Below are 25,303 nucleotides of genomic sequence, written 5' to 3'. Positions count from 1 at the left end.
CGGTCCTCCAGTCCCGATCAGGAGTCGATGGTGGCCGCACACCGGTCCGCGGCACCGGCGTGCGGCCGGCCGTCGGAGCCCGAGGTGCACGGCCGCAGCAGTGCGAAGTAGGCCAGGGCCGGTCCGGACTGCCGGATGACGTGCAGGCCGACGGCGTTGGCGTGCCGGGCCAGGGTCGCCGGGCGGATCTGGTGGCGGTCGAAGAACTCGCCGATGACCAGGCGACCGGTCGGCTTGAGGACCCGGCGCAGCTCGCTCAGGGCGGCGGGGACGTCGGGGATCTCGCCCAGCGTGGTGACCAGGTAGGCGGCGTCGAACGTGGCGTCGTCGAAGGGAAGTTCGCGCGCGTCGGCCAGGGTGGGGACGATGGTGTCGAGGCCGGATCCGGCGGCCCGGCGCATCACGTGGTCGAGCATCTCCTGCTGGATGTCGACGATGTCCAGCCGGCCGTCGGCGCCGAGCCGGGGCGCCACCTGGAGCGACTGCAGCCCGGTGCCGGGACCGATCTCCAGCATCCGCTCGCCCGGCAGCGGCTGGAGCTGCTCGGCCAGCCGCTCCCAGGACAGGAACGGCAATGGCAGGTCGAGCAGTCGGTGCTGCGCGTAGGGGTACGGCGCGGAGTCGGTCACCCACCAGGCGGTGGCCGCGGCCGCGACCGAGGCGCCCGCAAATGCCCAGATGCCGGCCTTGCCGAACGGGGCGCGCAGGGGTGAGGAGGGGTGGCTCATGGTTCTTCTCCAACGTTGGTCGTCGGGGTGGGGCGGTGGTGCCCGCTCAGTGGATGTGGATGCCGCCGTTGGAGGCGGCCACGGTGAGGGAGGCCGACGCGCCGTCGGAGTTCGGCAGGTCGATCTGCGGCGCGGAGCTGCTGCTGTGGGCGCCGATCCGGTAGCCGGTGCTCGAGGGCACCGCGAGGTCGACCGCGCCGTCGCCGGTCGTCATGGCGCACCGTCGGGCGGTGTGGCTTGAGGTATTGATCGTTCCGTTCCTCGTTCTCGGGAAGGTCGGTGGCCTTCACCGGTGGTTCGCGGTGGCGCTGCGGGGCGACGCACCTGCGGCCCCGCACCGACCATCTGCCCTCCAGCCAACAGCAGTTCGGCCGGGCCGGACACGTGGCCAGCCCACCGAACCGGGGTAGGGATAACCCCCCTGTCAGTCCCAGCCGTTGTCGTCGGGCGGGGTGGTGGTGCCGGTGGTGTCGGCCGGGGCGGCAGCGGACTGCGGCTTCCTCGACCGCTGCCCGGAGCCGGACCGGCTTCCCGGGTGGCTGACCGACCAGGACATCGCCGTCTATGCCGAGGCGCTGGCCGCGACCGGCTTCACCGGCGGCCTCAACTGGTACCGGAACCTGCACCGCAACTGGGACCTCACCGCGCCGCTGAACCGGGCCCGGATCCAGTCCCGGCCCTCTACCTGGCCGGCTTCGCCCCCTCGCTGGACTCACCCCGGCATCCGTGACCCACCCCCCGACACCCCGTTTCGGAAGGAAAACCCTCATGACCACGTCCATGGAATCGGCCCCCGAGGTCCAGCAGCTCGCTCAGTGGCTGACCGAACGGGTCGCCTACTACCTGGAGATCCCGGCCGAGCAGATCAAGCCCGACGTCAAGCTGGTCGAGTACGGCCTGGAGTCGGTCTATGCCCTCGCCCTGTGCGGCGACGTGGAGGACGAGTTGGGCATCGAGGTCGAGCCGGCCCTGGCCTGGGACTACCCCACCATCGACTCACTGGTCGCCCTGCTGATCGAGAAGACGGCCGAGGGCGCCTGACCACGGGAGACCGCAGAGAGGAGAGCGGGCCGTGCGTGCCGCCCATCACCCGAGCGGGGGCGCTCGTCGTCGAAGAAGTCCCCGATCCGGTGCCACAGTCCGGGCACCTGCTGGTGCGCACGCTGGCCTGCGGGATCTGCGGCTCCGACCTGCATGCCCTCGGCGACCCCGAGGCGTTCAGCGACATCGTGCGCCGCACCGGCGGCACCCCGCACGACATCCGGAACGGCCTGGTGCTCGGCCTCGGCCCGATCGGCCTGGGCGTCGTCGCGGTGCTCAAGGCGCGCGGCCACGGCCCGGTCGTCGCGGTCGACTTCTCGCCCAAGCGGCGGGCGCTGGCCGAGCGGCTGGGTTCCGACATCCTGATCGACCCGGCCGTCGAGTCGCCCTACGACCGCTGGTCCTCGCTCGGGGTGATCCCCGGGATGCTGGACCGGATGGCCGCGGAGTACCGCGGGGTGCCGACCACCGTCGTTCGCGGCACGGGCGTGCTCAGTGGACCGTGATGCCGCCGCGCGTGGTCTTCACCACCACGCTGTGCGGCGCGTCCGTGGCGGTGTTCGGCAGCGAGACGCTCGGCGACGACGAGGAGCTCTGCGCGTCGACGTGGTAGGTGGCGTCGTGAGGCACCTTGAGGTCGACCCCGCCCCAGCCCGTGGTGACCTTCAGGGAGGCGGGTGCCGCCGTGAAGGAGGCGCTGACCGCGCCGTCGGTGGTGATCACCTCGGCGTTCGGGGCGCTGCTGTCGGCGAGGGTCACCGCGCCGTTCGTGCTCCGCACGGTCAGCGGGCCGGACGACTGGTCCACCTCGACCCCGCCCAGCCCGGTGGTCAGATCCAGCCGGCCGGTCAGACCCTTCGCCTGGATCCCGGCGTCCCCGGTGCTCACCTGCGCGGCCAGGCCGGCCGGCACCGTGATCTGCAGGTGCGCCGAGCAGTCGTTGGAGCAGCCGGCGGTGACCGTGACGTCCGACCCGGACCGGGTGACGGAGACCTGCGGGACATGGCCCGTGTAGCTGCCGCTCATGGCCACCGTGACCTGCGAGGAGCCGTCCTGACTCAGCGTCACGCCGAGTCCGTCGGCCTGGACCGTCACCTGGCTGGCGCCGGCCGCGTCCTGCTGCCAGTTGCCGCTGTACGGGTGGTGCACCGGAAGCGAGGCGACCACGACCCAACTGGCCACGGCGACGACCGCGACGAGGACGGCCAGCCCTATGAGGAGGCATCCGCGGCGCTTCATCGGTGTGGTACTGATCTCAAGCTCCCAGGTAGCGCAAAACGGCGAGCACGCGGCGGTGGTCTCCCGCCTCCTGCTGCAGATCGAATTTCACGAAGATGCTGCGGATGTACTTCTCCACCGCCGCCGTGCCGATCACCAGATCGGCTGCGATCCCGGCGTTGGAACGGCCCTCCGCCATGGCCGTGAGGACCTCCCGTTCGCGCGGCGTCAGGGTGGACAGCGGATCCCGCTGCCGGCTGCCGGCCAGCAACTGCTTGACCACCTCCGGGTCGAGGACCGTCTCGCCCGCGGCGACCCGGCGCAGTGCGTCCACGAACTCCTCGGCATCCGATACCCGGTCCTTGAGCAGGTAACCGACCCCGTTGTCATTGGTCTTGACCAGGTCGATGGCGTAGCGCTCCTCGACGTAGTGGGAGAGCACCAGGACGCCGGTCTCCGGCCAGCGGGCGCGTACCGCCAGTGCGGCGCGCAGGCCCTCGTCCAGGAAGGTGGGCGGCATCCGGACGTCCGTCACACAGGCGTCCGGCCGGTGTTCGGCCACCGCGCGCAGGAGTTGCTCCCCGTCGCCGACCGCGGCGACCACCTCGATCCCCTGTTCGCTGAGCAGCAGTTCGATGCCCTGGCGCAGCAGCGCGGAGTCCTCGGCCAGCACTACCCGCATGGCAATTCCACCTCGATCACGGTCGGTCCACCCACCGGACTGCTGAGCCGGAACCGCCCGTCCACCCCGGACACCCGGTCCGCCAGACCGGTCAGACCCGTGCCGGCCGCGAGATCGGCTCCGCCACGCCCGTCATCGCCAACCTTAACGTCCAATCGGGCGCCCTCCCGCCGGATCTCCACCCAAGCGCGGGTCGCATGAGCATGTTTGGCCACATTGGTGAGCGCCTCGGTCACCGTGAAGTAGGCGACCGCCTCGATGGCGGAGGAGGGGCGCGGCTCCACCAGGACGTCAAGGCGCACCGGGACCGGAGCCAGCGCGGCGACGGCGGAGAGCGCCGCCTCCAGGCCGCGGTCGGTCAGCACCGGCGGGTGCAGGCCACGGGCCAGGTTGCGCAACTCGGCGATGGCGCTGAGGGTTTCCCGCCGGGCGTCCTCGACCAGCTTGTTGGTCTCGTGGTCACCGGACTTCTTCAACCGCGAGCTGGCCCGGCCCAGGGTGATCGACATCGCCACCAGCCGTTGCTGGGCACCGTCGTGCAGATCCCGCTCGATCCGTTTGCGCTCCGCCTCGGCGGCGTCCACCACCCGGGCTCGACTTTCCGTCAGATCGTTGACCCGCTGCTCCAGTTCCATACCGCGGGGCCGGGAGAGCAGTGCGACGGCCAGCGCGGTGTCCAGCGCCAGCAGGAGTTTGACGATCAGTGGGGAGAGGACCGCGCCGACCAGCAGCGCCAGCGCCGCGACCAGCAGCGCCCGGGGCAGGGAATCCACCACGAACGGCCCGAGCTGGGCCTGCCCGCCGGGCAGGCCCCGGTAATAGGCCGGAAGCAGCACCAGGGTTAGCGGCACGGCCCAGATCAGCGCCACCCCGACCACGGTCACCACCGCCACCGGCATCAGCAGTACGAAGTAGCCGATCAGCCGCCAGGTGCAGGGGTTGTGGATGAGCGACTGCAGCGACTTGGCCAACCGCCACGAAGAGACCGGCGCCGGCAGCTCGTCGAGCTCCAGCCCGCAGGTCACGGCGAACCGGGCGCGCTCGACGGCGGCCAGCCGGAACAGCGCCCACCCCGCCGCCACCGTGAGCGGCAGGCCCACCAGGCCTGCCGGCGCCAGGCAGACGGCGACGACCAGCACGACCAGCACGGCCAGTCCCGCCAGCGCCACCAGAGCGTCAAGTGCCAGGTGGATCGACGCCCGCCACAGCACGGGGGAGGCCATCGCGCGCAGCGGATTGCCCGGCACCACCTCGCGGGGTGGCCAGGCGTCCGTCCGGGCTCTGCCGGTGGCACGGCCGGCGATGTTCTCGGTCAACTGCTTCAGACCCGCTCTCGTGGGCAGTGCGGGCGGCGACCAGGTCACCGTCCGCGCCTCGATTCGACAAGGGAACGGTACCCAACCCGACCACCCGTCGACAGCGAGGAGCGCCCACTAGCGGGGGGTAGGGTTTACCCCCCGTCCGGCCGGTGGGTTCACGCTGTCGACCCGGGGCCGCCCAGCGCGACATCGTGGGGACATGACCGATCGACACTCGAGCTCCGCCGGCCGCCCCTACCCGGTCGGCAGGACCGACGACATCGAGCAGCTCCTCGTGCGCTACGAGGACACCATCGACGACCGGGTCGCCGAGATCGTCGAAGAGGTCCTCGGCGAGCAGCTGAGGCGGTACCGGCGCGACGTTGTGCTGCCTATCACCGTCACGCAGCTGACGGCCGCGGCCGTCTCGCTGGCGCTCATGTGGTGGAGCCCGTGGACAGTCCCCCTGGTGTGGGCCGCCACCTCCGTCATCTGCGTGTCGCTGTCACAGACCGCCCGGATCCCGCGCCGCTCGTAACGGGCCGCGGGCGTCCGGGCTGCGGCCGCCCCTCCGTGCGCACCCCTGACGCACGGCGGGGCGGCCGCGACCGAGTGCTCGGTCACGACCGCCCCGGACGGACGGCACCGGAGGCGGCTACGCGGTCCCACCCCGCTCCCGGCCCACGGCCTCCTCGATGGCCCGCTGCCACTCACCGGTCAGCCGGGTCCGCCCGGACAGCTCGGTGGCGATCAGGTGCCTGATCAGCTCCCGGCCGGTCACCGCGTTGCTCAGCATCACCAGGCCGCGCCCGGCCCGGAGTGCACCCGCACCCAGGTCATCGCCTGGTAGCCGTACGCCTGGCGGCCGTGGCCGAACTCCAGGTCGCCACCGGTGGTGTCGAGGATGGTGCTCCAGCCGTAGGCGCGGCCCAACTGCGGGGTGAGTATCTCCCGCACCAGCTCGGTCGCCACCAGCCCGCGCTCCCGGCCCAGGTAGCACCGCCGCAGCTCGGCGGCCAGGGCGGCCAGGTCGGCGGCCGTGGTCCAGAGGCGGCCGGCGGCCGGCTCCGGGTTGGCGTAGTAGCCGGCCGAGACCTGCCGACCGTCGGCGTCGTGGCCGTGCGCGAACGGCCGCCCCTCGGTGTCGGGCCAGCACGGGTCGAAGCTCGAACCGGTCATGCCCAGCGGCTCGAACACCAGCCGGCGGGTCAGATCGAGCCGGCCAGGAAGGCCGTCTCCGGGGTGACCGGTTCGGAGCCCGCCGCGTCGACCGAGCCGAAGGCGCGCACCGCGACGGTCCGCCCGTCCTCGATCCAGGCGAGGCTGGCGCCCGGGATCCCGTGCTCGGCCAGCACCGCTCTATCCCGTCGGCGGCGGCCGGGCGGAGCGCTCGGCGGTGCTGCCCGCCCCCTGGCGCAGCAGCCCGTCCAGCTCCGCCAGCTGCTCGTCCGGCAACCGCCGGACGGTCGCCTCGTCGTGCAGCGCCGTGCGGCACGTCCAGCGCAGGTAGAGCTGCCCGCCGCAGACGTCCGCCTCGACCTCCAGCAGGTGGTCGCCTGCCACCGTGGCCGGGCCGATGGGCTCCACCCGCTCCGGGACGAACACCAGCGCCGGGTCGGCGTCCTGCTCGGTCGGCCGGACGAAGGCGAAGCCCACCTGCGGCGGCCGCAGGGCGGCCAGCTTCCGCAGACGTCGGTTGGCTCCCCGCTCGGTGGCGTGTGAGGTTGGGGGATACGGCCGAGCTGACGCAGGGCGTCGCGGATTGATCTCGTCGCCTCCCACGGGGGCTGCCGGTCAGCGTGCCCCGTCTGCAACGGCGGGCGGTCTCCAGCACAGTGTCCCGGGGCCTCTCAGACGCCCCGGGACATTTGTGTCGGCCCACGGGCGCCCTCAGCGCCCGGTGTGCGCACGCCAGGTGTCGTGCAGCCGGGCGAGGTGCTGGAAGCCGTCCACGACCTGGTCGGTCGCCACGCCGAAGTCCACCAGGCACGCGACCTCGTCCACGCCGGCGTCGGCGAGCTGCTTGAGCATAGCCATGCACTCCTCGACGGTCCCGAACATGCCGCTGGTCTCGAAGTACCGGTCGAAGGCCTGGGCCACCAGGAAACGGCGGTCCTCCTCGCTCACGTTCTTCAGCTCCCGCATCATCGCGGCGCCGTCGGCTCCCGCGGCCTCGGCAGCCTTGACTATCAGGTCGAAGGAACTGGCGAGGTAGCGGGAGAACGGCTCGCGCACGGTCTCCCGTACGGCCTCGCGGTCAGTGCCTACGAAGGTGTGCAACATCAGCGCCACGTGGGCGCGCCCCCCGTCGCCCTGGTGCTCCTGGTATGCCGCCCGGTACTTGGCGATCCGCTGTGCCAGCGTCCCCACCTCCTGGCCCAGCAGGTGGGTGAGGACGCCAAGGCCGTGGCGTCCGGCCAGTTCGAAGGTCGCCGGGGAGCCGCCGGTGGTCAGCCATACCGGCAGCTCGGGCTGAACCGGCGGCGGGAACATCGTCAGCGACACCGACTCGCCCGCGCCGTCGACGAGTTCGACCGACTCACGCCGCCACAGCCGGCGAATCGTGTCGATCGTGTCTATCAGCGCGCTCTTGCGGGTCTCGTAGTTCTCCGGGCGCAGCGCGAAGTCGGCGGCGTGCCACCCCGAGGCGATCGCCACCCCCGCCCGCCCGTTGGAGAGGTTGTCGACGACAGACCACTCCTCGGCGATCCGCATCGGGTGGTGCAGCGGTGCCACCACGCTGCCGGCCCGCACAGCCACCCGCTTGGTCACCGCGGCGACCGCGGCGCCCGTGACCGCAGGATTGGGGTAGAGCCCGCCGAAGGCGTGGAAGTGGCGCTCCGGGGTCCACACCGCGGTGAAGCCGTGGTCGTCGGCGAAGCGCGCGCCCTCCAGCAGCAGCCGGTAGCAGTCCTGCTGCTCGGTGTCGTTGTTGGCGAAGTAGAAGAGGCTGAAGTCCATCCGCGTCTCCGGATCGTGTGCACGTGGTGTGCAGTTGGGTGAAGGAGGACGCCGGGTTGCCGCGCCTGACCACCCGGCGGGCCGGATCCCGCCGGTCGTGGGAAGCCAACCGTAAGGAGTCGGCGCCCGGTCGCGACACCCCCGAAGGCCGCTTCCACGAGGGGAGCGGCCTTCGGGGGTGCCGACGGGGGTGTAGGCCGATCAGCTCTGGGCCATCGCAGCGATCAGGCTCTTGGGGCGCATGTCGGTCCAGTTCGCCTCGATGTAGTCAAGGCACTCCTGCCGCGCAGCCTCGCCGAACACCGAGGTCCAGCCGGCCGGCACCTCGATGAAGACCGGCCACAGCGAGTGCTGGCCCTCGTCGTTGACCAGGACCAGGTAGTTCGCGTCAGGGTCCTCGAACGGGTTCGTCATCACGTCGTCCTTCCTGCGGGCAAGATGTGGACCGTCCGGTCCCACTGCGGCCCACTATGGCCCAGGGTGCCGAGTCGGAGTCAAACAACCGCCGCACCGAGCACGCCGTGGCCCCGACTATCCGTCTAACTGCGGCCTGGCGCCGGTTGAACAGGATACTTCGCACCATCTGCGGTCGGTCTTGATCCACGTCGCGCATGGTGCCAAGGTGGCCGCGGCGGAGCGTGCCAGTGTCGTCAGCTTTTGAAGCCACCCATCTGTTGGTTCATTCGGGGGGATTACTGAACTTGAAAGCGTGATGTCGGTCGGCCGTCCAGGATGAGGCCGGTGCCGGCGAGGCATCCGTCGACCAGGTCGGGTCGGTACTGGATCCGATTGAGTCTGCGCTTCACGGCCCGGCTGATCTGGGCGAGGTCGGCGGCGGCGAGGTTGCCGATGGCGCGTTTGACCATCGACCAGATGCCCTCGGTCGGATTGAGGTCCGGGGCGTAGGTAGGCAGTTGGAAGACGGTGAGCCAGTCGGAGTTCGCGGCGATGAACTCCCTCGGCCCGCTGGTCAGGTGGAGGCGGAGGTTGTCCCAGACCAGGACGATCGGGCCGCCCAGCTGGATGCGGGCGCGGACGATCAGGTCCCGGAAGTCCCGCCAGCCGAAGCCCTTCGGCTCGTCCTTGCGGCCCCGGGACTCGCGCGCCGCGTAGATCAGCCGGGACCGCTCGCCCGGCTTGTAACAGGTCATCCCCGCCATCGACAGCCGCCCGGAGCCCCGGGCCCGCACCCGCACCCGCACGACCGGGGTCCGGCCGATCCGGCCCCAGGTCCTGCCACGCGGCGGAGTCATCGACTGCCCGGCTGCGTCCTCGAAGATCAGCCACGCGTCCCGCTCCGCCGCGATGCTCTTACCCGCGGCCAGGTCTCCTCCCGCCACACCTCAACGGCCCCGTAGTCGCGTTCGATCGCGCGCCGGGCCGGCTGCTGCCACGACCAGCCGTGGCGCTTGAGGAGCTGCCAGGTGCCCTCGACCGTGTAGGAGACGTGGAACAGGCGGCCGATCAGCGTCTTGATCCGCGCGAGCGTCCACCGCTGGTCCGCCCACCCGTGGGCGAGCGGGCCGCGCTCCAACTCCCTTTCCAGCCTGGCGAGCTGGCCATGGCCGAGCCTCGGGCGCCCCGGCGAGCCCTTCGACTGGACGCCGGCCTCTCCGCGCTCGCGCCAGGCCCGGCGCCACTGCTCCACCGACCGCTCGCTCACCCGCAGCACGGCGGCGATCTCCCTGTTCTTCTGCCCCGACTCGAAGCGTTCCACGGCCTGCAACCGGATCCGCTCCCGCGCGGCCCTCTCGGCGAGTAGACGGCGCCGTGGTTGGGGAAGGCGTGCGGGAGGTAATTCCAGGGGATTCCGGTGCGGTTGACGTAGAGGGTCGCGTTGAAGACGTCGCGCGGGTCGACCCTCGCCAGGTTGGCCGGTCGGCCGGCGGTCGAGCCGGGCCTTTCTCCATGCCATCAGAATCGGCTCGATGAGGGCCCATCGGGCGCCGGAAAGCGACATGACCACATGCCATTTACAGGATCAGCCATGCCAAAACACCCAGTCAGACCTACCTGGCCACCTCCAAGGCCTCCGGTCGTTGGAAGGAGCGGTCGCAGTAGACGAGCGGGGCGTCCTCCCCTGCGAAGGCCGCCTCGACCCGGCCGATCAGGACGGAGTGGTCCCCACCGTCGACGACGCGGTCCATGGAGCAGGCCACTCGGGCCGCCGCGTCCGGAACACCCGGGAGTCCAAGCTCCATCGGCAGCGTGTCCCCGGCCGCGAAACGGTCCGCTCCGGAACAGGCGAAGCGCCGGGCGATGTCGGCCTGCCCTTCCGCAAGTACGTTGATCATGAAATGGTCTGCGCTTGCGAAGGCCACATGGGTGCTGGCGGACTTGCCCAGGCAGACCAGTACGAGCGGCGGAGCGATCGACAGGGAGCTGAACGAGCTGGCGGTGAACCCCCAGCGACGCCCCGTGCGGTCGACCGTGGTGACCACCACGACCGGGCCCGGCACCCGCGCCATGGTCCGGGTGAACTCCTCGGGTGCGACGGACATCCATACCTCCAGATTCCTGAGAGGGAGGCGGCGGCGGGCTGGATCCCACCGCCGCCGGGTGGCTTACCGGGCGCTGCCGGTCAGCCGGCGGCTACCACGCATGTGAGCCGGGTCCTGGGCAAGTTGAACATCAGGGGTCGGATCCCCAGGCGACGATCTACGCCTATGAGACTGGTCTGGTACGCCTGAGCGGCTCCTGAGCCGCCGAGGCGCACCAGGTCAGACGCTCCCCAGGACGACGACGGCGTTCTGGCCGCCGAAGCCGAACGAGTTGCTCACGGCCAGCGGCACCGGAACCTGCCGGGCAGCACCGTGGACGATGTCGATGTCGGCGGCGTCCGGGCCGGCGGAGCCGAAGTTAGCGGTGGGTGGGACCACCCCATGGGCGATCGACAGGGCGGTGAGTCCGGCCTCGACCGCCCCGGCGGCACCCAGCAGATGGCCGGTGACCCCCTTGGTCGAGACGACCGCCCGTTCCAGCACCACCGCACCCGCGCCGTCGCCGAAGATCACGGCTGTGCCGCGGTCCGTCGGGTCGACGATCCGGGAGTAGATTTCTGACGCCACGATCAGGACGCTGTCGACGACGCCGCTGGTGATCAGGCCGTTGGCCACCGCGGTGGCGTAGACGAACCCGCTGCACACGGCGGAGATGTCGAACGCCGGGACCTGGCCCAGGCCGAGGTGGTGGGCGACCTCGGGCGCTGCGGCCGGGCACGGGCGGTCCGGTGTCGTGGTGGCCAGCACCACGACACCGACCGTTCGCAGGCCCGCCGAGCTCAGCGCGTTGGCGCCGGCCTCGCAGGCCAGGTCGCGCATTGACACCCCGGGGCCGCCCGGCGCCGTGCGGCGATGCCGGTGCGACAGCGGATCCACTCGTCGGTGGTGTCCAGCTGGGCCACCAGCGCGGCGTTGTCAATCTCGGTGCTGGGCAGGCAGGTGCCGAGGCCGTCCAGGACCGAGGTCGGCCGGTCGCGGCGGTCCCCGGACAATGAGGTGGACTCTGTCGTGGACATCGGGTCACGCGCCCCGCGGCGTCAGGCGGACCGGCAGGGACTCGGGGCCGTTGACGACGATCGATTCCAGCAGTTTCGGCTCTCCGGCCAGCTCGATGCCGACCCTGCTGTTGAGCAACTCGCCGAAAATAAGACGGAGTTCGGACTTGGCCAGCACGCTGCCGAGGCAGAAGTGCTCGCCGAAGCCCAGCGCCAGATGCCGGTTCGGCTTGCGCAGCACATCGAAGCGGTCCGGATCGTCGAACACCGTCTCGTCGCGGTTGGCCGACGGGAGCCAGAACACCACGCGGTCGCCGGGCTCGATCCGTTTGCCGTGGATCCCGATCGGCCTGGTCGCGGTGCGCATGATGTGGGTAGCGGTCGAGGTCCAGCGCAGCACTTCCTCGACGGCGGACGGCAGCAGGCTCGGGTCCGCCCGCAGGATGTCCCACTGCTCGGGGTGCTGGAGGAAGGCGAGCATACCGCCGGCCGCTGAGATCCGGGTGTTCTCGGTGCCGCCGACGAGCAGGTTGTCGCAGTTCAGGATGATGTCGTCCGGGCTGAGCCGATCACCGTCGATGACGGCGGTGGCGAGTGCGCTCACCAGGTCGTCGCCCGGATTCGCCGCCTTCTCCTCCTGGAGCTTCTCGAAGTACCCCATGATGTCGAGGTGGGCGAATCGGCGGGTCAGTGGGTCGCCATCGGCGAATGCCTTGCTGGTGAGATCGTACAGATACTGCCAGTCCGACTCTGGGATGCCCATCATCTTGCAGATGACATACAGCGGAATGCGCGCGGCGATTTCTGCGACGAAGTCGCAGGACTCCTGGGCCAAGGCGCCGACGACCACGGCGCGGGCAATGTCCCGCATTTCCTCCTCGAGTGTCCGGACCGACCGGACGGTGAACCACTCGTCCACCACGCCGCGCAGTTGGCGGTGGCGCGGCGGATCGGTGAGGGCCAGGGTGCGGCCGCCCCCGGGGTCGACTCCGTGGTCGGCGGGCCGCAGCAGGATTCCGTGTGCGGAGCTGAAGGTCTCGTGATCGCGGTAGGCGGTTCGCACGTCCTCGTACCTGGTCAGCGACCAGTAGCCGGGCAGTTCGGCCGGTTCGTGCCAGTGGGCCGGGTCGTTGGCGCGCAGCCACCGCCACTGCACAAAAGGGTCGCCATGTGAATAGAGTGCTGGATCGACCAGGTTGATAAGCGGTGGCGGCTCGATCGGCTTGCTTTGCACGCGATGCCTCGCAGGGGTCTAAGGGTTGATTTCACGGTGGCATGCTGTTTCGCACAGCGTCAAGGCTTGCCGAGCCGCCCGCTCCAGGTCGTCCGAGCGGCCTGTTCAAGTGCCGCAAAAGCGCACTTGAACACCGCTGCCGAGCGGTGTCCCGAGTCATTGAGGCATGTTGATCTCTTCAGCGCTGGGAGGCTATGTTCCCTGGCCGGATGGAATTATGCCGGGCTAAGGTGCGCCGAATCGTCGGCTGCCCTGTTGATGGTGTCGTCTTCCCTGGGTAAGGAGGGGTGCAGATGACTGATGAGCAGTTGTTTCTGCGGTCCAAGGTCATAATCGAGCCGCTGGTGGACAGGTTTGTCGCCCAGCCGCACACCATGGCGCCGGTGCAGGCGGCGATGAACCTGGCGTTCCTGCATGTCCCGCTGCTCGAGTCGTACCTGCAGTCCCCGCAGGTGCATGTCGCGGCCAGCAACAATCCGGAGCTGCGCGGCGGCTATTTCATCAACATCCCGGAGGAGCGCGCCGACGAGGTGCGCGAGCTGCTCGCCACCATCAAGCGGGACCGGGCCGACATGCTGAAGTTCGCCGAGGCGATCGCCGCCGGCCAGGAGCTGCTGCGGGCCAACGCCACCGGCTTCGACCTGACCCCGCTCTACCCGAAACTGCCGGACGAGCTGGGCGGTCTGGTTGAGCTGGCCTACGACACCGACAACCAGGCGCAGCTGCGCTTCATGGAACCGGTGCTCTACCACAGCCCGTACTACCAGGAGTCGCGCCAGTCGGTGCAACTCTCCTTCGAGACTGGCATCGAGCGCCCGTTCATCCTGAGCACTCCGCGGCTGCCCTCGGACGACGTGCTGGAGCTGGACATCCCGTTCCGGCACCCCGGTCTGACCGAGCTGTTCAAGGCCCGCGTCAAGCCGACCACGCTGGCCCACCTGCAAGAGGCGCTGGAGCTGAACGACGAGCAGGCGGCCGTTCTGCGCACCATGCTGAGCGAGACGCCGGCCCTCAACGAGGACCGCCACATCGAGTCCGGCGGCCGGATCCGCTACTTCGGCCACGCCTGCCTGGTGCTGCAGACGCCCGAAGCGGCCATCGTCACCGACCCGTTCATCAGCGCGGACAGCGACGCCGGCGACCGCTACACCCTGGACGACCTGCCGGACTACATCGACCTGGTGCTGATCACCCACGGCCACCAGGACCACATCGTCATGGAGACCCTGCTGCAGCTGCGCGGCCGGGTCGGCAAGATCGTCTGCCCGCGCTACTCCCGCGGCAACCTGGCCGACCCGTCGATCGCGCTGATGCTCAAGCACCAGGGCTTCGACGTGGTCGAGGTCGACGACTTCGACGAGGTCGAGTTCCCCGGCGGCAAGATCACCGCCACCCCGTTCCTCGGCGAGCACTGCGACCTGGACATCCGCGCCAAGTCGACCTACTGGGCCGAGCTGGCGGGCAAGAAGATCTTCATCGGTGCCGACTCCTCCGGCATCGACCCGAAGCTCTACCGCTACATCAAGGGCAACCTGGGCACCGCCGACTTCGCCTTCCTCGGCATGGAGTGCGACGGCGCCCCGCTGACCTGGCTCTACCAGGCGCTGCTGACCATCCCGGTCACCAAGAAGATGAGCAACTCCCGCAAGCTGTCCGGCTCCAACGCGGAGCAGGCCGCCGCCATCATGGTCGAGCTGGGCGCCAAGGAGGCCTACATCTACGCGATGGGCGAGGAGGACTGGCTGGGCCACGTGATGGCCACCACCTACACGCCGGACACGTACCAGATCAAGCAGATCGAGGAGTTCCTCGGCTGGTGCAAGGAGCGCGACATCCCGGCCGGCCACCTGTTCAAGCAGCAGGAGTGGCGCTGGTAGCAGGCCGAGCCTGACCGAAGCCCCCAGGCGGACCCTTTCACCGACATCCGGCCGCAGCACCCTTCAGGAGGTACTCCCATGGCTGTGCACGATATTGCCTATGTCGAGCTGTACACGAAGGACAAAGTGTCGGCCGTCGACTACTTCGAGTCCGCCATGGGGTTCACCCGGGTGGCGGACTCGGTTGAGACGGAGCAGAGTTCGGTGCTGCTTCAGCAGGGTGGGGTCCGCCTGGTGGTCACCTCCGGGCGGGGGATCTGGCGGTTCCTGGAGCAGCACGGTGACGGCATCGCCGACGTCGCGCTGACCTGTGACGGTGTGGCGGCGACCGCTTCGGCGGCCGCCGCGGCCGGCGCCACGGTGACACGCTCCGCGCAGGGCCTGCCGGTCGTGTCCGGCTTCGGGGACGTCGCGCACACCCTGCTGCCGGTCGACGCACTGGCGAACGGCCTTCCCGCAGGCCGCAGTTGGGTTCCCACCCCCGGGGCCAGCCCGGCGGCGGCGACCGGCCGGATCACCGGCCTGGACCACATCGCGGTCTGCGTCGAGGGCGGCGCCCTGGAGAAGTACGCCGACTTCTACCGCGAGGCCTTCGACTTCTCCCGCTACTCCTCCGAGTACGTCGCCGTCGGCGACCAGGCGATGGACTCCATCGTGGTGCGCAGCAACTCGGGTAGCGCCATCTTCACCCTGGTCGCGCCGGATCCCGGCAAGGAGCCCGGGCAGCTCGACAACTTCCTGGAGCGCAACGGCGGTGAGGGAGTGCAGCACCTGGCCTTCCGGACCGGGGAGATCATCCCGGCCGTGCACGAGTGCCGGGACCGGGGCGTGGTGTTCCTCGACACCCCGGACAGCTACTACGACGTGCTCGGCGAGCGGCTTCCGGGCCTCCGCGTGGAGATCGAGGAGCTGCGCGAGACCAAGGTGCTGGCGGACCGTGACGAGTGGGGCGACCTGCTGCAGCTCTTCACCCGCTCGCCCTACCCGCGCAACACGCTCTTCTTCGAGCTCATCCAGCGCAACGGCTCGCGCGGCTTCGGCAGCGCCAACATCCGTGCCCTCTACGAAGCGGTGGAGCGCGATCGGATGACCGCCGGATGAGTGTCGAACACCCGGAGGCCGCCGGCCTGTTCACCCTGGAAGACTACGAGGCGGCCGCCAAGGGACGTTTCGACCAGGGGAGTTGGGACTTCATCGCCGGCGGGTCCGGCCAAGAGCGCACCCTGGCGGCCAACCTGGCGGCCTTTGACCGGGTGCGGCTGCGGCCCCGGGTGCTGACCGGCAGTGGTGTGCCGGAGACCAAGACCACCCTGTTCGGCCGCACCTGGTCCGCCCCGATCGGGGTGGCACCGATGGCCTACCACACCCTGGCCGACCCGGAGGGCGAGGTCGCCACCGCGCGGGCCGCCGGCCGGGCCGGCTTGCCGGTGGTGGTGAGCACCTTCGCCGGCCGGACCTTCGAGTCCATCGCCGAGGCCGCCACCGCTCCGCTCTGGCTGCAGGTGTACTGCTTCCGCGACCGGGCCACCACCAGGCAGCTGGTGGAGCGGGCCGAGCGGGCCGGCTTTGAGGCGCTGGTCCTCACCGTCGACGCGCCCCGGCTCGGCCGCCGGCTGCGCGACCTGCGCAACGGCTTCCGACTGCCGGACGGGATGGTGCCCGCCAACCTCACCGGTGGCGACTACGCCTCCCCGAGCGCGCATGCGCTCACCGAGTTCGATCCCGCGCTGGACTGGTCGGTGATCGGCTGGCTGCGTGAGATCAGCTCACTCCCCGTGCTGGTCAAGGGAGTTCTGACCGCGGCCGACGCCCGCGCGGCGGTGCGCGCCGGAGTCGACGGCATCGTGGTCTCCAACCACGGCGGCCGCCAGCTGGATGGCGCTCCGGCCACGCTCGACGTGTTTCCCGAGGTCGTGGCGGCGACCGGCGGGGCCTGCCCGGTGCTGGTCGACGGCGGCATCCGGCGCGGCGCCGACGTGCTGGCCGCCCTGGCGCTCGGCGCGGTCGCGGTGCTGCTGGGCCGGCCGGTGCTGCACGGCCTCGCGGTGGGCGGGGAGCACGGCGCGGCGCGCCTACTGGAGCTGATCACTGAGGAGTTGGTCGAAGCGATGGCACTCACCGGAACCCCTTCGGTCGCCGAGACGGGCCCGGAGCTGGTCGGCGCCGAGCCCACCGCGGCCGCGCCGAGCCCCGCACCGGCCGCGCCGCCCACCGACCTGCACAAGGCCGAGCTGCACAAGGCCGAGCTGCACGGCAGCGTCAGCGACCCGGTGCTGGACACCATGAACTTCCTCAACGAGGTCACCACCCGCTACCCGCAGGCGGTCTCGTTCGCCCCCGGCCGCCCCTACGACGGTTTCTTCGACACCGAGCAGATCTTCACCTACCTGCGCCGCTACCTGGACCACCTGGAGGCGCAGGGAGCCTCCCCCGAGCAGGTCCGCTCCGCGCTCTTCCAGTACGGCCCGACCAGCGGCCAGATCCGCGAGCTGATCGCGGACTCGCTGCGCAAAGACGAGAACACCGACGTCGCCCCCGAGTCCATCGTGGTCACGGTGGGCTGCCAGGAGGCAATGTTCCTCGCGGTGCGGGCGCTGATCGCCGGCCCCGAGGACGTGCTGCTGGTCTCCAGCCCCTGCTACGTGGGGATCACCGGCGCGGCCCGACTGTTGGACGTCACCCCGACCGCCGTGGCCGAGCGCGAGTCCGGCTTCGACTGCGCGGACCTGGAAGCGGCGATCCTGGCCGAGCGGGCCCGCGGCCGCCGTCCCCGGGTGTTCTACGTGATCCCCGACCACTCCAACCCGTCCGGCACCACGATGCCGCTGCAGACCCGGCTCGACCTGCTCGACGTGGCGCAGCGGCACGACATCCTGCTGCTGGAGGACAGCCCGTACCGGATGGTCAGCCCGGGGCAGCAGTTGCCCACGCTGAAGTCCCTGGACCGCCACCGGCGGGTGGTGCAGTTGGGATCGCTCTCCAAGACGCTCTTCCCCGGCGCCCGGGTCGGCTACGTGGTGGCCGACCAGACGGTGGTGGATGCCGACGGCCGCACCGGCCTGCTGGCCGACGAGCTCACCAAGATCAAGAGCATGATCACGGTGAATACCTCGGCCGTCAGCCAGGCCGTGGTAGCGGGCATGCTGCTCGCGGCCGACGGTCGGACCTCCGCGCTGAACAGCGAGACCGCCGCCTACTACGGCGACGCGATGCGGGTCACCCTGGAGGAGCTCGCCAAGCAGTTCCCGGCCGCCGAGCGGGAGGCCCTCGGGGTGCGCTGGAACGAGCCCACCGGCGGCTTCTTCCTCAGCCTCACCGTGCCGTTCCAGGCCGACAACGCGGCGCTGATCCGCTCGGCCGAGGAGTTCGGTGTGATCTGGACCCCGATGTCCTACTTCTATCCGGACGGCGGTGGCGAGCACGCCGTCCGGCTGTCCGTCAGCTATCTGACGCACCAGGAGATAGCCGACGGGACCAAGCGGTTGGCGGACTTCATCAAGTCCCAGTCCCAGACGGCCCGCGGCTGAGCCGTCCGCGCCCGAACCCCGAGGGAGCTACCCATGCCGGCGCCCACCCGCACCTGCTAGTCGATCACCGAGGCGCTGCTTCTGCCCAAGCTGATCAGGCTCAGCCCCAGGCTGTACGGGGCGTCATTCGCCCTGCTGAAGCTGCTCCCCGCCTGCCATATCCTGCGACGCGCCGAGGAGCGCGGCGAGTGAGGACCGGACACCGTGGTCGTGGAGACCACTGCGGGGACCTTCGGGCTCGCCCTGGCCATGCAAACGGCCCCGAATGGCCCGTCTGCTGATCTCGGTGAGCGACCCGGCGATCGACGACAACCTGTACCGCCGGCTGACCGACCTCGGTGCCGAGGTGGAGATTTGCCCCGAGCCGGCCGAGGTCGGCGACTTCCAGGAGGCCCGGCTACGCCGGCTGGCCGAGATCCGGTCCGACTGCCGGACAGCTTCTGCCCCGAGCAGTACAGCAATCCGGACAACCCGGCCTCCTACCGGTGATCGCCGAGCTGCTCGCCGACCAACTCGGCACCATGGACTGCTTGGTCGGTCCGGTCGGCTCTGGCGGCTCGATGCGCGGCACCAGCCGGGCACTGCGCGAGCACACCCCGCAGACCCGGGCGATCGGTGTGGACAGCCACCGCAGCCTGCTGCTCGGCCAGCCCGACGGGCCGCGGCAGCTGCGCGGCATCGGTAATAGCCTGTGGCCCGCCAACCTCGACTACACCGTCTTCGACGAGGCCACTGGTGCTCCGACACCGAGGCCACCCGCGAACTGCATGCCCGGCACGCCCTCTTCCAAGGCCCCGCCAGCGGCGCCGCCTACCTGGTCGCCAAGTGGTGGGCCGAGCACAACCCGGACCGCACCTGCATGGTGATGCTCCCGGACGAGGGCTACCGCTACCTGGCCTCGGTCCACGACGGCGCCTGGCTGGCTGAGCAGGGCCTGCTGCTGACCCCGGCCGAGCGGCCCACCGAGCCGTTGCCGGTCGAGGCGCCCGACAAGGCCGAGGGGACCTGGACCAGGTTCGCCTGGGACCGCCGCGGCTAAGACGACGTCCCCGGCACCATCACCCGCTTCGCCGGCACCACGACCGCCGGGAGCGCCTCATGACGATCACCGGACTCCTCACCGCCGCCCTGGGCCCGCGCACCCGTCGGGTCGTCTACAGCGAGCCCGGCCCCGTTGATCCGCCAGGAGCTGGATCACACCAGCACCATCGACCTGGTGCGCATCGTGATGCTGACCGAGGCAGGCCTGCGGTTGGTCGGCGGGCCAGTGCGTGGCAGTCGCGCGGGGCGAAGCCCTCGCGCTCGGCCATGCCGTCGCCGATGACCGCGCGGACCGCCGCGGCCCGGTTGGGCAGCGACAGTCCGCGTACCAGCACGGCACCGTAGGTTGCCGTCAACTCCCAGATATCTTAATGGTGTTCGCTGCTCCAGCGCCCGGCATGGGCGCCCGGGTCGACGGCCAGGCGGGCGAGCAGGCTCATGCGAGGTCTCCGTGTTGTCAGGGGTGCCCGTCAGTACTTGCCGAGGAACTCGGTGATCGCGGCGTTGACCGCCTCCGGTCGCTCCAGGTGCCCCAGGTGTCCGGCATCGGGGATCTTGACGAAGTCGCAGCCGGGGATGGCGTCGGCCACCTCCGAGACCAGGTGGGGCGGGCAGATCAGGTCGTCGGCGAAACTGATCGCGCGGCACGGCACCGTGATCGCGCGCAGCGCCTTGCGTCGGTCGCCGGTCTGGGTGACCCAAGCCTGGCCGTCGGCGGTGTTGCTGCCGCTGCCGGTCAGTTCGAAGATATCCAGCCAGGAGCGGATGGCGTCGTCGTCGTTCAGCGAGGCGGGGGAGAGCATCTCCAGGACGGTGCGGACCGCCTCGTACTTGGGCGGCAGTTGGACGCGATTCTCCCGCATCAGCTGGTCGCTCTCCAGCATCGCCCGGCGCATCGCGTCAGACCGGGCCCTGGTCGCCATCAGGACCGCCGAGCGCACCAGATGAGGTGCCTCGATGGCCAGTTCCTGGGCGATCATGGCGCCCATGGAGTACCCGACGATCCGGCACGGGCCGAGGTCCAGCGCCTCGATCAGCCCCTTGGTGTCAGCCACCATGTCGGCCAGCGAGTACTTGCCCTCCGGTGCGTCCGAGCCGCCGATGCCCCGGTTGTCGAAGACGACCGCCTGGTAGCCGGCCTGGATGACGGCCGGAGTCTGGTGCATCGTCCAGACACGGCCCGCGGCCCCCGAACCCATGATGAACAGGACGGGTTCACCCTGGCCCGAGCGCTGGTACGAGAGGCGGATGCCGTTGGTGCTCACCTGGGGCATGGCGTTGGGACTCCTGAGGGAGAGGGAATCGAGGTGGAGGAGGCCCGCCGATACGGCTCCGCTACACCCACCTTGGCACCGCGGCGCGCTGGTCATCAAACCAGGTTGTCGGCAAGGCCGTTCAGGAGCCATTCGTCGCCGGCCGTGGGGAGTCCGGCGTCGAGTGGTGCCGTGGCGATGCCCTGACGGAGTGTCACCCTGACCGGCAGGCCGATCAGGGTGAGGGCGGTGGCCAGCAGGAAAGCCGGGGTGGGTCGGTGGATGTGCAGGCCGACGGCGGTGGCGGTGACCAGCCCACCGAGGTTTCCGCGATCCAGACCAGGCCAGGCCAGGACCGGAAGGACGGCTCAGCCGGTCACTCCGGCGACGACGGCGACCAGCAGCATCGCGCTCGCCGTGGCGGCGCTCACGCCCGCCGGGCCAGCCGCGCCTGAGCGTAGATGGTAAGGGCGATGAAGGTGAAGCAGGAGAGACGGCAGACGAAGCCGTCGGACCAGGCGAGCCGGATAGTCGAGTCCCACCCGCATATGTCGGACGGGGCGATCGCGTAGACCGCGGGGTTGGGGGCGAAGGCCGTCGCGGCCGGTCCGCGATGTTCAGCTGAGGCGGTGCCGCAGTTGAACGCACGAGTCGGCCGGGATGGCAAGGTGCGCCCGCTCAACAGCGGAGCGAGTCGGCAGGGGCCGCGGAACCCATCGCCGAGCGCCCGCAGGCCACGTTGCGTGAGATCGCCCGGCTCGCCGTGGTCTCGGCAGCGACGGTCAGCGACGTGCGCAAGCGGCATCAGCTCGGTGCGCCCGCGGTGGATACCGAGAGCAGCCCCGATGGGGCCGGCTCGAACTGCGAGGCCCTGACGCCGGTCGGGCTCCCAAGCAGCGTGGCGGGCGGCGGCCCCGGCTGGTACAGCCGGACCCGGTATCCGTGCTGGTGACGCTGCTGCGCGCGACCCGCCGCTGCGTCTCAAGGATGAGGGGCTGCTGCTCTGTCTGCTGGGGCAGAACGTGATCGGTGCCGAGGGGCGGTCGAGCCGATGGCAGCCGTCCCACCGCACTGCGGCGCGCTGGTGGTGGTCTCGCTTGCCAGTGTGCCGAGAGCTGGCGGGAGTTCGCGCAGAAGCTGGATGAGCGGTCCGCTCGGTGGAGTCGGCGGCGTTCGCCGAGTGAGCAGCCGCCGCTGAACAGCACGTGAGGGCCGTTCCCGGCGTTGCCGCTCGGGAGTAACCGTTTTGATGCTGAACCAGGCACATGACCAGGCCGATGAACGTCAGTTCTGTTGCGTGCTGATTTCATGCAGAACGCGGACCTGCCGACGGCGGTGCCCCTGGAACTGGGATGGGAGTTCGCACCGGCGTGCGGCCGGTGTGCGGCGTACGGGTGCGAGGTGGTGGGCGCGGAGAGCGGCGAGTGGCACGGACGGTGCGAGATCGTCGTCCACACCCCCAGCCGCGCCAGGTACCTGAAGCGGAGCGCGGCCAAGTGAGCACGGTGGAACCGACGGTGGAGGCAGGCTCGTCCTGGGCGGCGCGGGCACCGCGGCTGTTGTTCGCCATCGCCGTGCTCCCGACCGGCACCTGGCTGGTGATGCACCTGAGGCAAGCCGGCCAGTCAGTGGACCTGGTCGCCGCTGCTGCTGGTCCCGGTGACGGTGTTCGCGGGTGGGGTCGTGTTGCGCCAGGTCGCGATTCGCACGCTGGGGCGGTTCTACTCCCACCCCGCAAGTCGGCGAGCAGTTGCGACCCGGGACCCTCCGTGTCATTCACGTGAAGGAAGGCGTAGTCCTCGCCACTGTGCTCGGCGCGGTGACGCCATGACCCCGCACCCTTTCATGTTGCACCACACAATCAGAGATCAAAAGAACTTCCCTGTGACTCAGAGTACTTGACCGAAACGCCTACCGTGCTTCGCTGGGTCGGATGCGCTCGGGAATCGGCGGGCACCCCGCCTTCTGCAGGTCGCGTTGAACGCGTGATGTCGCTGAATGTGTGCCTTCAACCGTTTCGAGCGCTATACCTCCTGTCTGTGAGGTATGTGCAGGGAGGAGGCCTGAGCGAAGGGCGGCGGGTATTCCGGGGGTAGATACGAAGGACGGCGGCCGAGGGGTTCGCCCGGGGAGAGGAGAATGCGGTGATCGCCAGGCGACTGCGAGTGCACGCCAGATCGGTGCAGCGCTTGCTGAGCGAGGCGGAGTTCACCGAGCTGGAGGACGAACTCGCCAAGGGTGCCGCAGGGAACGGGCGGAACGATTCGCAGAGGACACTCGATCGGATAAGACGGCTGATGCTCCATCAGTGTGTCGTTCGTTACACCATTCAGGGTGTAGTCGCGTTGCTCAAAACGCCATGGGTGGGTCCATTGCCCGCGCCGGCGCGGACTGGTGTCACGGAAGGGGGCCACGGGCTGGGTGAAGGAATGATGGTCATTCAGTGGGAGATTCAAGTCAATTGACGAGCCGTACACAGCTCACTGGTTGTGACCCCTCGACAGTTCATGGGGCGGAAGTCATGATCGAAGCACTGGAATTTGGCTGGGACCTGTCCTTGAGGGCCGGCTTCGAACCTTTGCGGTGATTCGCGGAGCGAGCCTTCGGGACTGGTAGGCGCCTCGCCGGGACGCCCCTGTGGAGTATCGACACGCGCCTGGGCCCAGCTCGGAGCCGATAACAATCAGGGGGAGCACGTGAGGCGGACTGTTAGAGACCTAAAATCGACCGTTGTGGTGCCGGCCGCCGTGTTGCAGTTGGGAGAGTCACCGCGCACCGACGGCTGGGACGAGGAGCACATCGCCAGGTTGGCGGAGCTGGACGGCCCGCTTCCGCCGATCCTGGTCGAGCGGAACACCATGCGTGTGATCGACGGGGCCCACCGGCTGCTGGCCGCGGTTTCCAAAGGCCAACTGGCCATCGAGGTTGAGTTCTTCGACGGCAGCAGTGCGGATGCCTTCCTGAAGGCGGTCGAGGCGAATGTCGCCCATGGTCTGCCACTCTCCCTGGCCGACCGGCGGGCAGCAGCCGAGCGGATCGTGACCTCGCACCCGCACCTTTCCGACCGGGCGATCGCGCGGACCGCGGGGCTGGGTGCCAAGGCGGTGGCGGCGATTCGCCGCCGGGTGGCTGAGACCGCGGATGGACCGCAGTTGCAGGTGAGGGTCGGTCGGGACGGCAAGGTCCGTCCGCTGAACAGCCTGGAAGGGCGCCGTCGGGCCGCGGAGCTGCTGGCCGAGCGCCCGGAGGCCTCGCTGCGCGAGGTCGCCAGGCTGGCCGGGCTCTCCCCGGCGACGGTCAGCGATGTCCGGCGCCGGCTGGCGGCCGGGGAGGCGTCGGCCACCGAGCAGGCGGGCGACGGCGCCATGGGCGTGGTGCTCCCGGCCCAGCGGACCCAAGCGACCGCGGCCCAGCATATGCGGCTGATGCGGTCCGACCCGGCCATGGTGCTGGAGAAACTACTGCGCGACCCGTCGCTGCGCCACAAGGAGGAAGGCCGCCAACTGCTGCGCCTGCTGCAGCAGAACGCGATGGGGGCCAAGGAATGGTCCGAGCTCACTGAGGTCGTGCCCACGCACTGCGGCGCCCTGGTGGTGGACCTTGCCCGGCAGTGCGCCGAGACCTGGCTGGAGTTCGCGCAGCAACTGGACGAGCGGGTTCGCGCGGTGGACCAGGCCGCGACCGGCTGACCGAGTAGTGCCGGGCCCGTCGTGGCGGTCGCACGCGGGCCCGGCACAGACCGGCAGGGCAGCCGATGGGGCGCTGCTGTCATGCGGCGCGGATCAGGACGAGCGACCCGTTGAGGTAGGGCTGTTGCCGCAGGTGGCCGTGCCGCTCGTCCCAGCTGCCGGAGGCAAGGTCCTGTCGGAGCCGCTCGGTGCACTGCTGCGCCAGCTCCGGCTCGGCGAAGCTCCATGCCGAGCAGGACTGCAGGGCAGCCGGGTCGAGGAGGAGCGCCGGGTGGGCGTAGTACGCCTCGTTGAAGCCGTCGGCGCAGTCCGTGGGGATCGGCACCGTGGTGACCTCGGTGCGGCCGCCCAGGGCTTCGGTGATGTCGCGGATCGCCGGATATCGGGGTGCTTCGATGTCGAGCACCAGCGGCGCGTACTCGTACAGCCAGAAGTCGCGGACCAGGTCGGGGTCGCAGGTGAGGGCGACGACCGGGCCGCGGGCGAATCGGCGCATCTCCCGTAGCCCGGCTTTCAGGTCGCTCCACTGGTGCACGCTGAACGTGGTCATCGCGGCGTCGAAGGTGTTGTCCGCGAACGGGAGGCTCTCGGCGACCGCGTCGACCGCTTCGGGGAGGTGCGCGGGCCGCTGGGCGCGCATCGAGGCCGACAGCTCCACCGGGGTTACGTCGAAGGCCGTCAACTCGTAGGAGCTTGCCCCGGCGCCCACGCTGACGATGGTGCGGGCGCTAGCGAGAGCCCCCTCGATCAGCGTGGCGATCTGCGGTTCGGGCTGCCGGTAGGCGGAGTAGGATCCGCCGACCGTGTCGTAGTCCGCGTCACCCGCGCTGCCGTCCGCTGGGTCATGTGGTTGCCTTCAGCCATGCCAGTACCTGCCCGGCGTGTTCACCGGGCTCGTCGATCGGGTGGAACACGTGCTCGATCATGCCGTCGTGGACGATCAGCGTGAGCCGCGAGTACAGCTGCGTCCCGCCGGCCTCGAAGGTCGGCAGGCCGAGGGCGGCCGCCAGCTCCAGGCAGGGATCGGAGAGCAGCGCGAACGGCGGCCGCAACCGCTTGACCACCTCGTGCTGGTAGGCGGTGTCCTGGCAGGACAGGCCGTACACGGTCGTGGCGCCGGCGTCGACGAGTTCGCGGTGGTGGTCGCGGAAGCCGCACGCCTCGGCGGTGCAGCCGCGAGCGCCCGGGATGCTCTCCCAACCCTACGGCAGGTTCACGTCCGGGCGGCCGCTCAACGGGTAGAGGTAGAGACCGACTG

General features: G+C 70.2%; 30 protein-coding genes and 1 pseudogene. 11 read left to right on the top strand and 20 right to left on the bottom strand.

What is annotated here, in order from left to right; genetic code table 11:
* Positions 1 to 17: 17 nt before the first annotated feature.
* The 3 genes from ACZ3UD_RS33715 to ACZ3UD_RS33705 all read right to left on the bottom strand — a co-directional run bounded on the left by ACZ3UD_RS33715 (position 18) and on the right by ACZ3UD_RS33705 (position 1,284).
* Positions 18 to 728 (bottom strand): class I SAM-dependent methyltransferase, encoded by a 711-nt coding sequence (locus tag ACZ3UD_RS33715; RefSeq protein WP_465596529.1) that lies wholly within the window; start codon positions 726 to 728, stop codon positions 18 to 20.
* A gap of 46 nt (positions 729 to 774) precedes the next feature.
* The gene (locus ACZ3UD_RS33710; RefSeq protein ID WP_465596527.1) at positions 775 to 942 is read right to left on the bottom strand and encodes a hypothetical protein; all 168 of its coding nucleotides are present in this window, start codon (positions 940 to 942) and stop codon (positions 775 to 777) included.
* 210 nt (positions 943 to 1,152) lie between these two features.
* Positions 1,153 to 1,284 carry a hypothetical protein gene (locus ACZ3UD_RS33705; RefSeq protein ID WP_465596524.1) on the bottom strand — a complete coding sequence of 44 codons (132 nt, stop codon included), beginning with the start codon at positions 1,282 to 1,284 and terminating at the stop codon, positions 1,153 to 1,155.
* Between the two features lie 212 nt (positions 1,285 to 1,496).
* Between ACZ3UD_RS33705 and ACZ3UD_RS33700 the strand changes: the two genes are divergently transcribed.
* A complete protein-coding gene (locus ACZ3UD_RS33700) occupies positions 1,497 to 1,769 on the top strand; it encodes an acyl carrier protein (RefSeq protein WP_465596521.1) in 273 nt (90 codons plus the stop codon).
* 35 nt (positions 1,770 to 1,804) lie between these two features.
* Positions 1,805 to 2,275, top strand: a complete 471-nt coding sequence (locus ACZ3UD_RS33695; protein ID WP_465596518.1) for a hypothetical protein — start codon at positions 1,805 to 1,807, stop codon at positions 2,273 to 2,275.
* Here the strand turns inward: ACZ3UD_RS33695 and ACZ3UD_RS33690 are convergent.
* Genes ACZ3UD_RS33690 through ACZ3UD_RS33680 form a run of 3 tightly spaced genes read right to left on the bottom strand, consistent with a single transcriptional unit; the run spans position 2,262 to position 4,985 of the window.
* Positions 2,262 to 3,008, bottom strand: a complete 747-nt coding sequence (locus tag ACZ3UD_RS33690; RefSeq protein ID WP_465596515.1) for a DUF4097 family beta strand repeat-containing protein — start codon at positions 3,006 to 3,008, stop codon at positions 2,262 to 2,264. The genes ACZ3UD_RS33695 and ACZ3UD_RS33690 overlap by 14 nt on opposite strands.
* A gap of 16 nt (positions 3,009 to 3,024) precedes the next feature.
* The gene (locus ACZ3UD_RS33685) at positions 3,025 to 3,669 is read right to left on the bottom strand and encodes a response regulator transcription factor (protein WP_465596511.1); all 645 of its coding nucleotides are present in this window, start codon (positions 3,667 to 3,669) and stop codon (positions 3,025 to 3,027) included.
* Positions 3,660 to 4,985 (bottom strand): sensor histidine kinase, encoded by a 1,326-nt coding sequence (locus ACZ3UD_RS33680; protein ID WP_465596508.1) that lies wholly within the window; start codon positions 4,983 to 4,985, stop codon positions 3,660 to 3,662. Before ACZ3UD_RS33680 ends, ACZ3UD_RS33685 begins: the two co-directional genes overlap by 10 nt.
* Before the next feature lie 202 nt (positions 4,986 to 5,187).
* Between ACZ3UD_RS33680 and ACZ3UD_RS33675 the strand changes: the two genes are divergently transcribed.
* Positions 5,188 to 5,505 (top strand): hypothetical protein, encoded by a 318-nt coding sequence (locus ACZ3UD_RS33675; protein ID WP_465596505.1) that lies wholly within the window; start codon positions 5,188 to 5,190, stop codon positions 5,503 to 5,505.
* 117 nt (positions 5,506 to 5,622) lie between these two features.
* Here ACZ3UD_RS33675 and ACZ3UD_RS33670 read toward each other — a convergent pair whose 3' ends face one another.
* The 11 genes and pseudogenes from ACZ3UD_RS33670 to ACZ3UD_RS33620 all read right to left on the bottom strand — a co-directional run bounded on the left by ACZ3UD_RS33670 (position 5,623) and on the right by ACZ3UD_RS33620 (position 12,658).
* Positions 5,623 to 5,763 carry a hypothetical protein gene (locus tag ACZ3UD_RS33670; protein ID WP_465596502.1) on the bottom strand — a complete coding sequence of 47 codons (141 nt, stop codon included), beginning with the start codon at positions 5,761 to 5,763 and terminating at the stop codon, positions 5,623 to 5,625.
* Complete coding sequence (locus ACZ3UD_RS33665) at positions 5,763 to 6,164, bottom strand: serine hydrolase (protein WP_465596499.1); 402 nt, start codon at positions 6,162 to 6,164, stop codon at positions 5,763 to 5,765. The genes ACZ3UD_RS33670 and ACZ3UD_RS33665 overlap by 1 nt, the downstream gene beginning before the upstream one ends.
* An 11-nt stretch (positions 6,165 to 6,175) precedes the next feature.
* Positions 6,176 to 6,322: a serine hydrolase gene (locus ACZ3UD_RS33660; RefSeq protein WP_465596496.1), complete on the bottom strand. Its 147-nt coding sequence runs from the start codon at positions 6,320 to 6,322 to the stop codon at positions 6,176 to 6,178.
* A 4-nt stretch (positions 6,323 to 6,326) separates the two neighbouring features.
* The gene (locus ACZ3UD_RS33655; protein ID WP_465596493.1) at positions 6,327 to 6,623 is read right to left on the bottom strand and encodes a hypothetical protein; all 297 of its coding nucleotides are present in this window, start codon (positions 6,621 to 6,623) and stop codon (positions 6,327 to 6,329) included.
* Between the two features lie 234 nt (positions 6,624 to 6,857).
* A complete protein-coding gene (locus tag ACZ3UD_RS33650) occupies positions 6,858 to 7,928 on the bottom strand; it encodes a MupA/Atu3671 family FMN-dependent luciferase-like monooxygenase (protein WP_465596490.1) in 1,071 nt (356 codons plus the stop codon).
* 201 nt (positions 7,929 to 8,129) lie between these two features.
* Positions 8,130 to 8,342: an MbtH family protein gene (locus ACZ3UD_RS33645; RefSeq protein WP_041132243.1), complete on the bottom strand. Its 213-nt coding sequence runs from the start codon at positions 8,340 to 8,342 to the stop codon at positions 8,130 to 8,132.
* Between the two features lie 278 nt (positions 8,343 to 8,620).
* A protein-coding gene (locus ACZ3UD_RS33640) for an IS630 family transposase (RefSeq protein WP_465596550.1) occupies positions 8,621 to 9,732 on the bottom strand; the annotation gives its coding sequence in 2 pieces (ribosomal slippage) (positions 8,621 to 9,256 and positions 9,259 to 9,732; 1,110 coding nt in all).
* A pseudogene (locus tag ACZ3UD_RS33635) lies at positions 9,687 to 9,888 on the bottom strand (transposase); the annotation flags it as partial. The gene ACZ3UD_RS33640 and the pseudogene ACZ3UD_RS33635, both read right to left, overlap by 46 nt.
* Positions 9,889 to 9,937: 49 nt before the next feature.
* Positions 9,938 to 10,429: a flavin reductase family protein gene (locus ACZ3UD_RS33630; protein WP_465596486.1), complete on the bottom strand. Its 492-nt coding sequence runs from the start codon at positions 10,427 to 10,429 to the stop codon at positions 9,938 to 9,940.
* Positions 10,430 to 10,648: 219 nt separating this feature from the next.
* Positions 10,649 to 11,248 (bottom strand): ketoacyl-ACP synthase III, encoded by a 600-nt coding sequence (locus ACZ3UD_RS33625; protein ID WP_465596483.1) that lies wholly within the window; start codon positions 11,246 to 11,248, stop codon positions 10,649 to 10,651.
* A 201-nt stretch (positions 11,249 to 11,449) separates the two neighbouring features.
* Positions 11,450 to 12,658, bottom strand: a complete 1,209-nt coding sequence (locus ACZ3UD_RS33620) for a cytochrome P450 (RefSeq protein WP_465596480.1) — start codon at positions 12,656 to 12,658, stop codon at positions 11,450 to 11,452.
* 293 nt (positions 12,659 to 12,951) lie between these two features.
* On the opposite strand from ACZ3UD_RS33620, the gene ACZ3UD_RS33615 reads away from it, so the two are divergent.
* The 5 genes from ACZ3UD_RS33615 (at position 12,952) to ACZ3UD_RS33595 (ending at position 19,101) form a co-directional block, all read left to right on the top strand.
* Positions 12,952 to 14,535: an MBL fold metallo-hydrolase gene (locus tag ACZ3UD_RS33615; RefSeq protein ID WP_465596477.1), complete on the top strand. Its 1,584-nt coding sequence runs from the start codon at positions 12,952 to 12,954 to the stop codon at positions 14,533 to 14,535.
* 78 nt (positions 14,536 to 14,613) lie between these two features.
* Positions 14,614 to 15,636, top strand: a complete 1,023-nt coding sequence (hppD, locus tag ACZ3UD_RS33610) for a 4-hydroxyphenylpyruvate dioxygenase (protein WP_465596474.1) — start codon at positions 14,614 to 14,616, stop codon at positions 15,634 to 15,636.
* Entirely contained in the window at positions 15,633 to 18,062 is a 2,430-nt protein-coding gene (locus ACZ3UD_RS33605; protein WP_465596471.1) for an aminotransferase class I/II-fold pyridoxal phosphate-dependent enzyme, read from the top strand. Before hppD ends, ACZ3UD_RS33605 begins: the two co-directional genes overlap by 4 nt.
* Before the next feature lie 485 nt (positions 18,063 to 18,547).
* Complete coding sequence (locus ACZ3UD_RS33600; RefSeq protein ID WP_465596468.1) at positions 18,548 to 18,928, top strand: hypothetical protein; 381 nt, start codon at positions 18,548 to 18,550, stop codon at positions 18,926 to 18,928.
* Positions 18,922 to 19,101 carry a hypothetical protein gene (locus tag ACZ3UD_RS33595; RefSeq protein WP_465596465.1) on the top strand — a complete coding sequence of 60 codons (180 nt, stop codon included), beginning with the start codon at positions 18,922 to 18,924 and terminating at the stop codon, positions 19,099 to 19,101. The genes ACZ3UD_RS33600 and ACZ3UD_RS33595 overlap by 7 nt, the downstream gene beginning before the upstream one ends.
* Before the next feature lie 472 nt (positions 19,102 to 19,573).
* On the opposite strand, the gene ACZ3UD_RS33590 is transcribed toward ACZ3UD_RS33595, so the two are convergent.
* Positions 19,574 to 20,377, bottom strand: a complete 804-nt coding sequence (locus ACZ3UD_RS33590; protein ID WP_465596462.1) for an alpha/beta fold hydrolase — start codon at positions 20,375 to 20,377, stop codon at positions 19,574 to 19,576.
* A 1,287-nt stretch (positions 20,378 to 21,664) separates the two neighbouring features.
* Between ACZ3UD_RS33590 and ACZ3UD_RS33585 the strand changes: the two genes are divergently transcribed.
* From ACZ3UD_RS33585 to ACZ3UD_RS33575, 3 genes are all read left to right on the top strand, one after another.
* Positions 21,665 to 21,856 carry a hypothetical protein gene (locus tag ACZ3UD_RS33585; RefSeq protein ID WP_465596459.1) on the top strand — a complete coding sequence of 64 codons (192 nt, stop codon included), beginning with the start codon at positions 21,665 to 21,667 and terminating at the stop codon, positions 21,854 to 21,856.
* A gap of 644 nt (positions 21,857 to 22,500) precedes the next feature.
* Positions 22,501 to 22,821, top strand: coding sequence for a hypothetical protein (locus ACZ3UD_RS33580; RefSeq protein ID WP_465596456.1), 321 nt, complete (start codon positions 22,501 to 22,503; stop codon positions 22,819 to 22,821).
* A 342-nt stretch (positions 22,822 to 23,163) separates the two neighbouring features.
* Positions 23,164 to 24,045, top strand: a complete 882-nt coding sequence (locus ACZ3UD_RS33575) for a transcriptional regulator (protein WP_465596453.1) — start codon at positions 23,164 to 23,166, stop codon at positions 24,043 to 24,045.
* A gap of 79 nt (positions 24,046 to 24,124) precedes the next feature.
* Here ACZ3UD_RS33575 and ACZ3UD_RS33570 read toward each other — a convergent pair whose 3' ends face one another.
* Both ACZ3UD_RS33570 and ACZ3UD_RS33565 read right to left on the bottom strand, forming a co-directional pair.
* A complete protein-coding gene (locus tag ACZ3UD_RS33570; protein WP_465596450.1) occupies positions 24,125 to 24,754 on the bottom strand; it encodes a class I SAM-dependent methyltransferase in 630 nt (209 codons plus the stop codon).
* 133 nt (positions 24,755 to 24,887) lie between these two features.
* A complete protein-coding gene (locus ACZ3UD_RS33565; RefSeq protein WP_465596547.1) occupies positions 24,888 to 25,235 on the bottom strand; it encodes a peroxiredoxin in 348 nt (115 codons plus the stop codon).
* Positions 25,236 to 25,303: the final 68 nt, after the last annotated feature.

The sequence above is a fragment of the Kitasatospora sp. NPDC023118 genome (assembly GCF_055560875.1).
The sequence above is the reverse complement of the archived record's forward strand: the minus strand, read 5'-3'. Positions and strand labels throughout refer to the sequence as shown.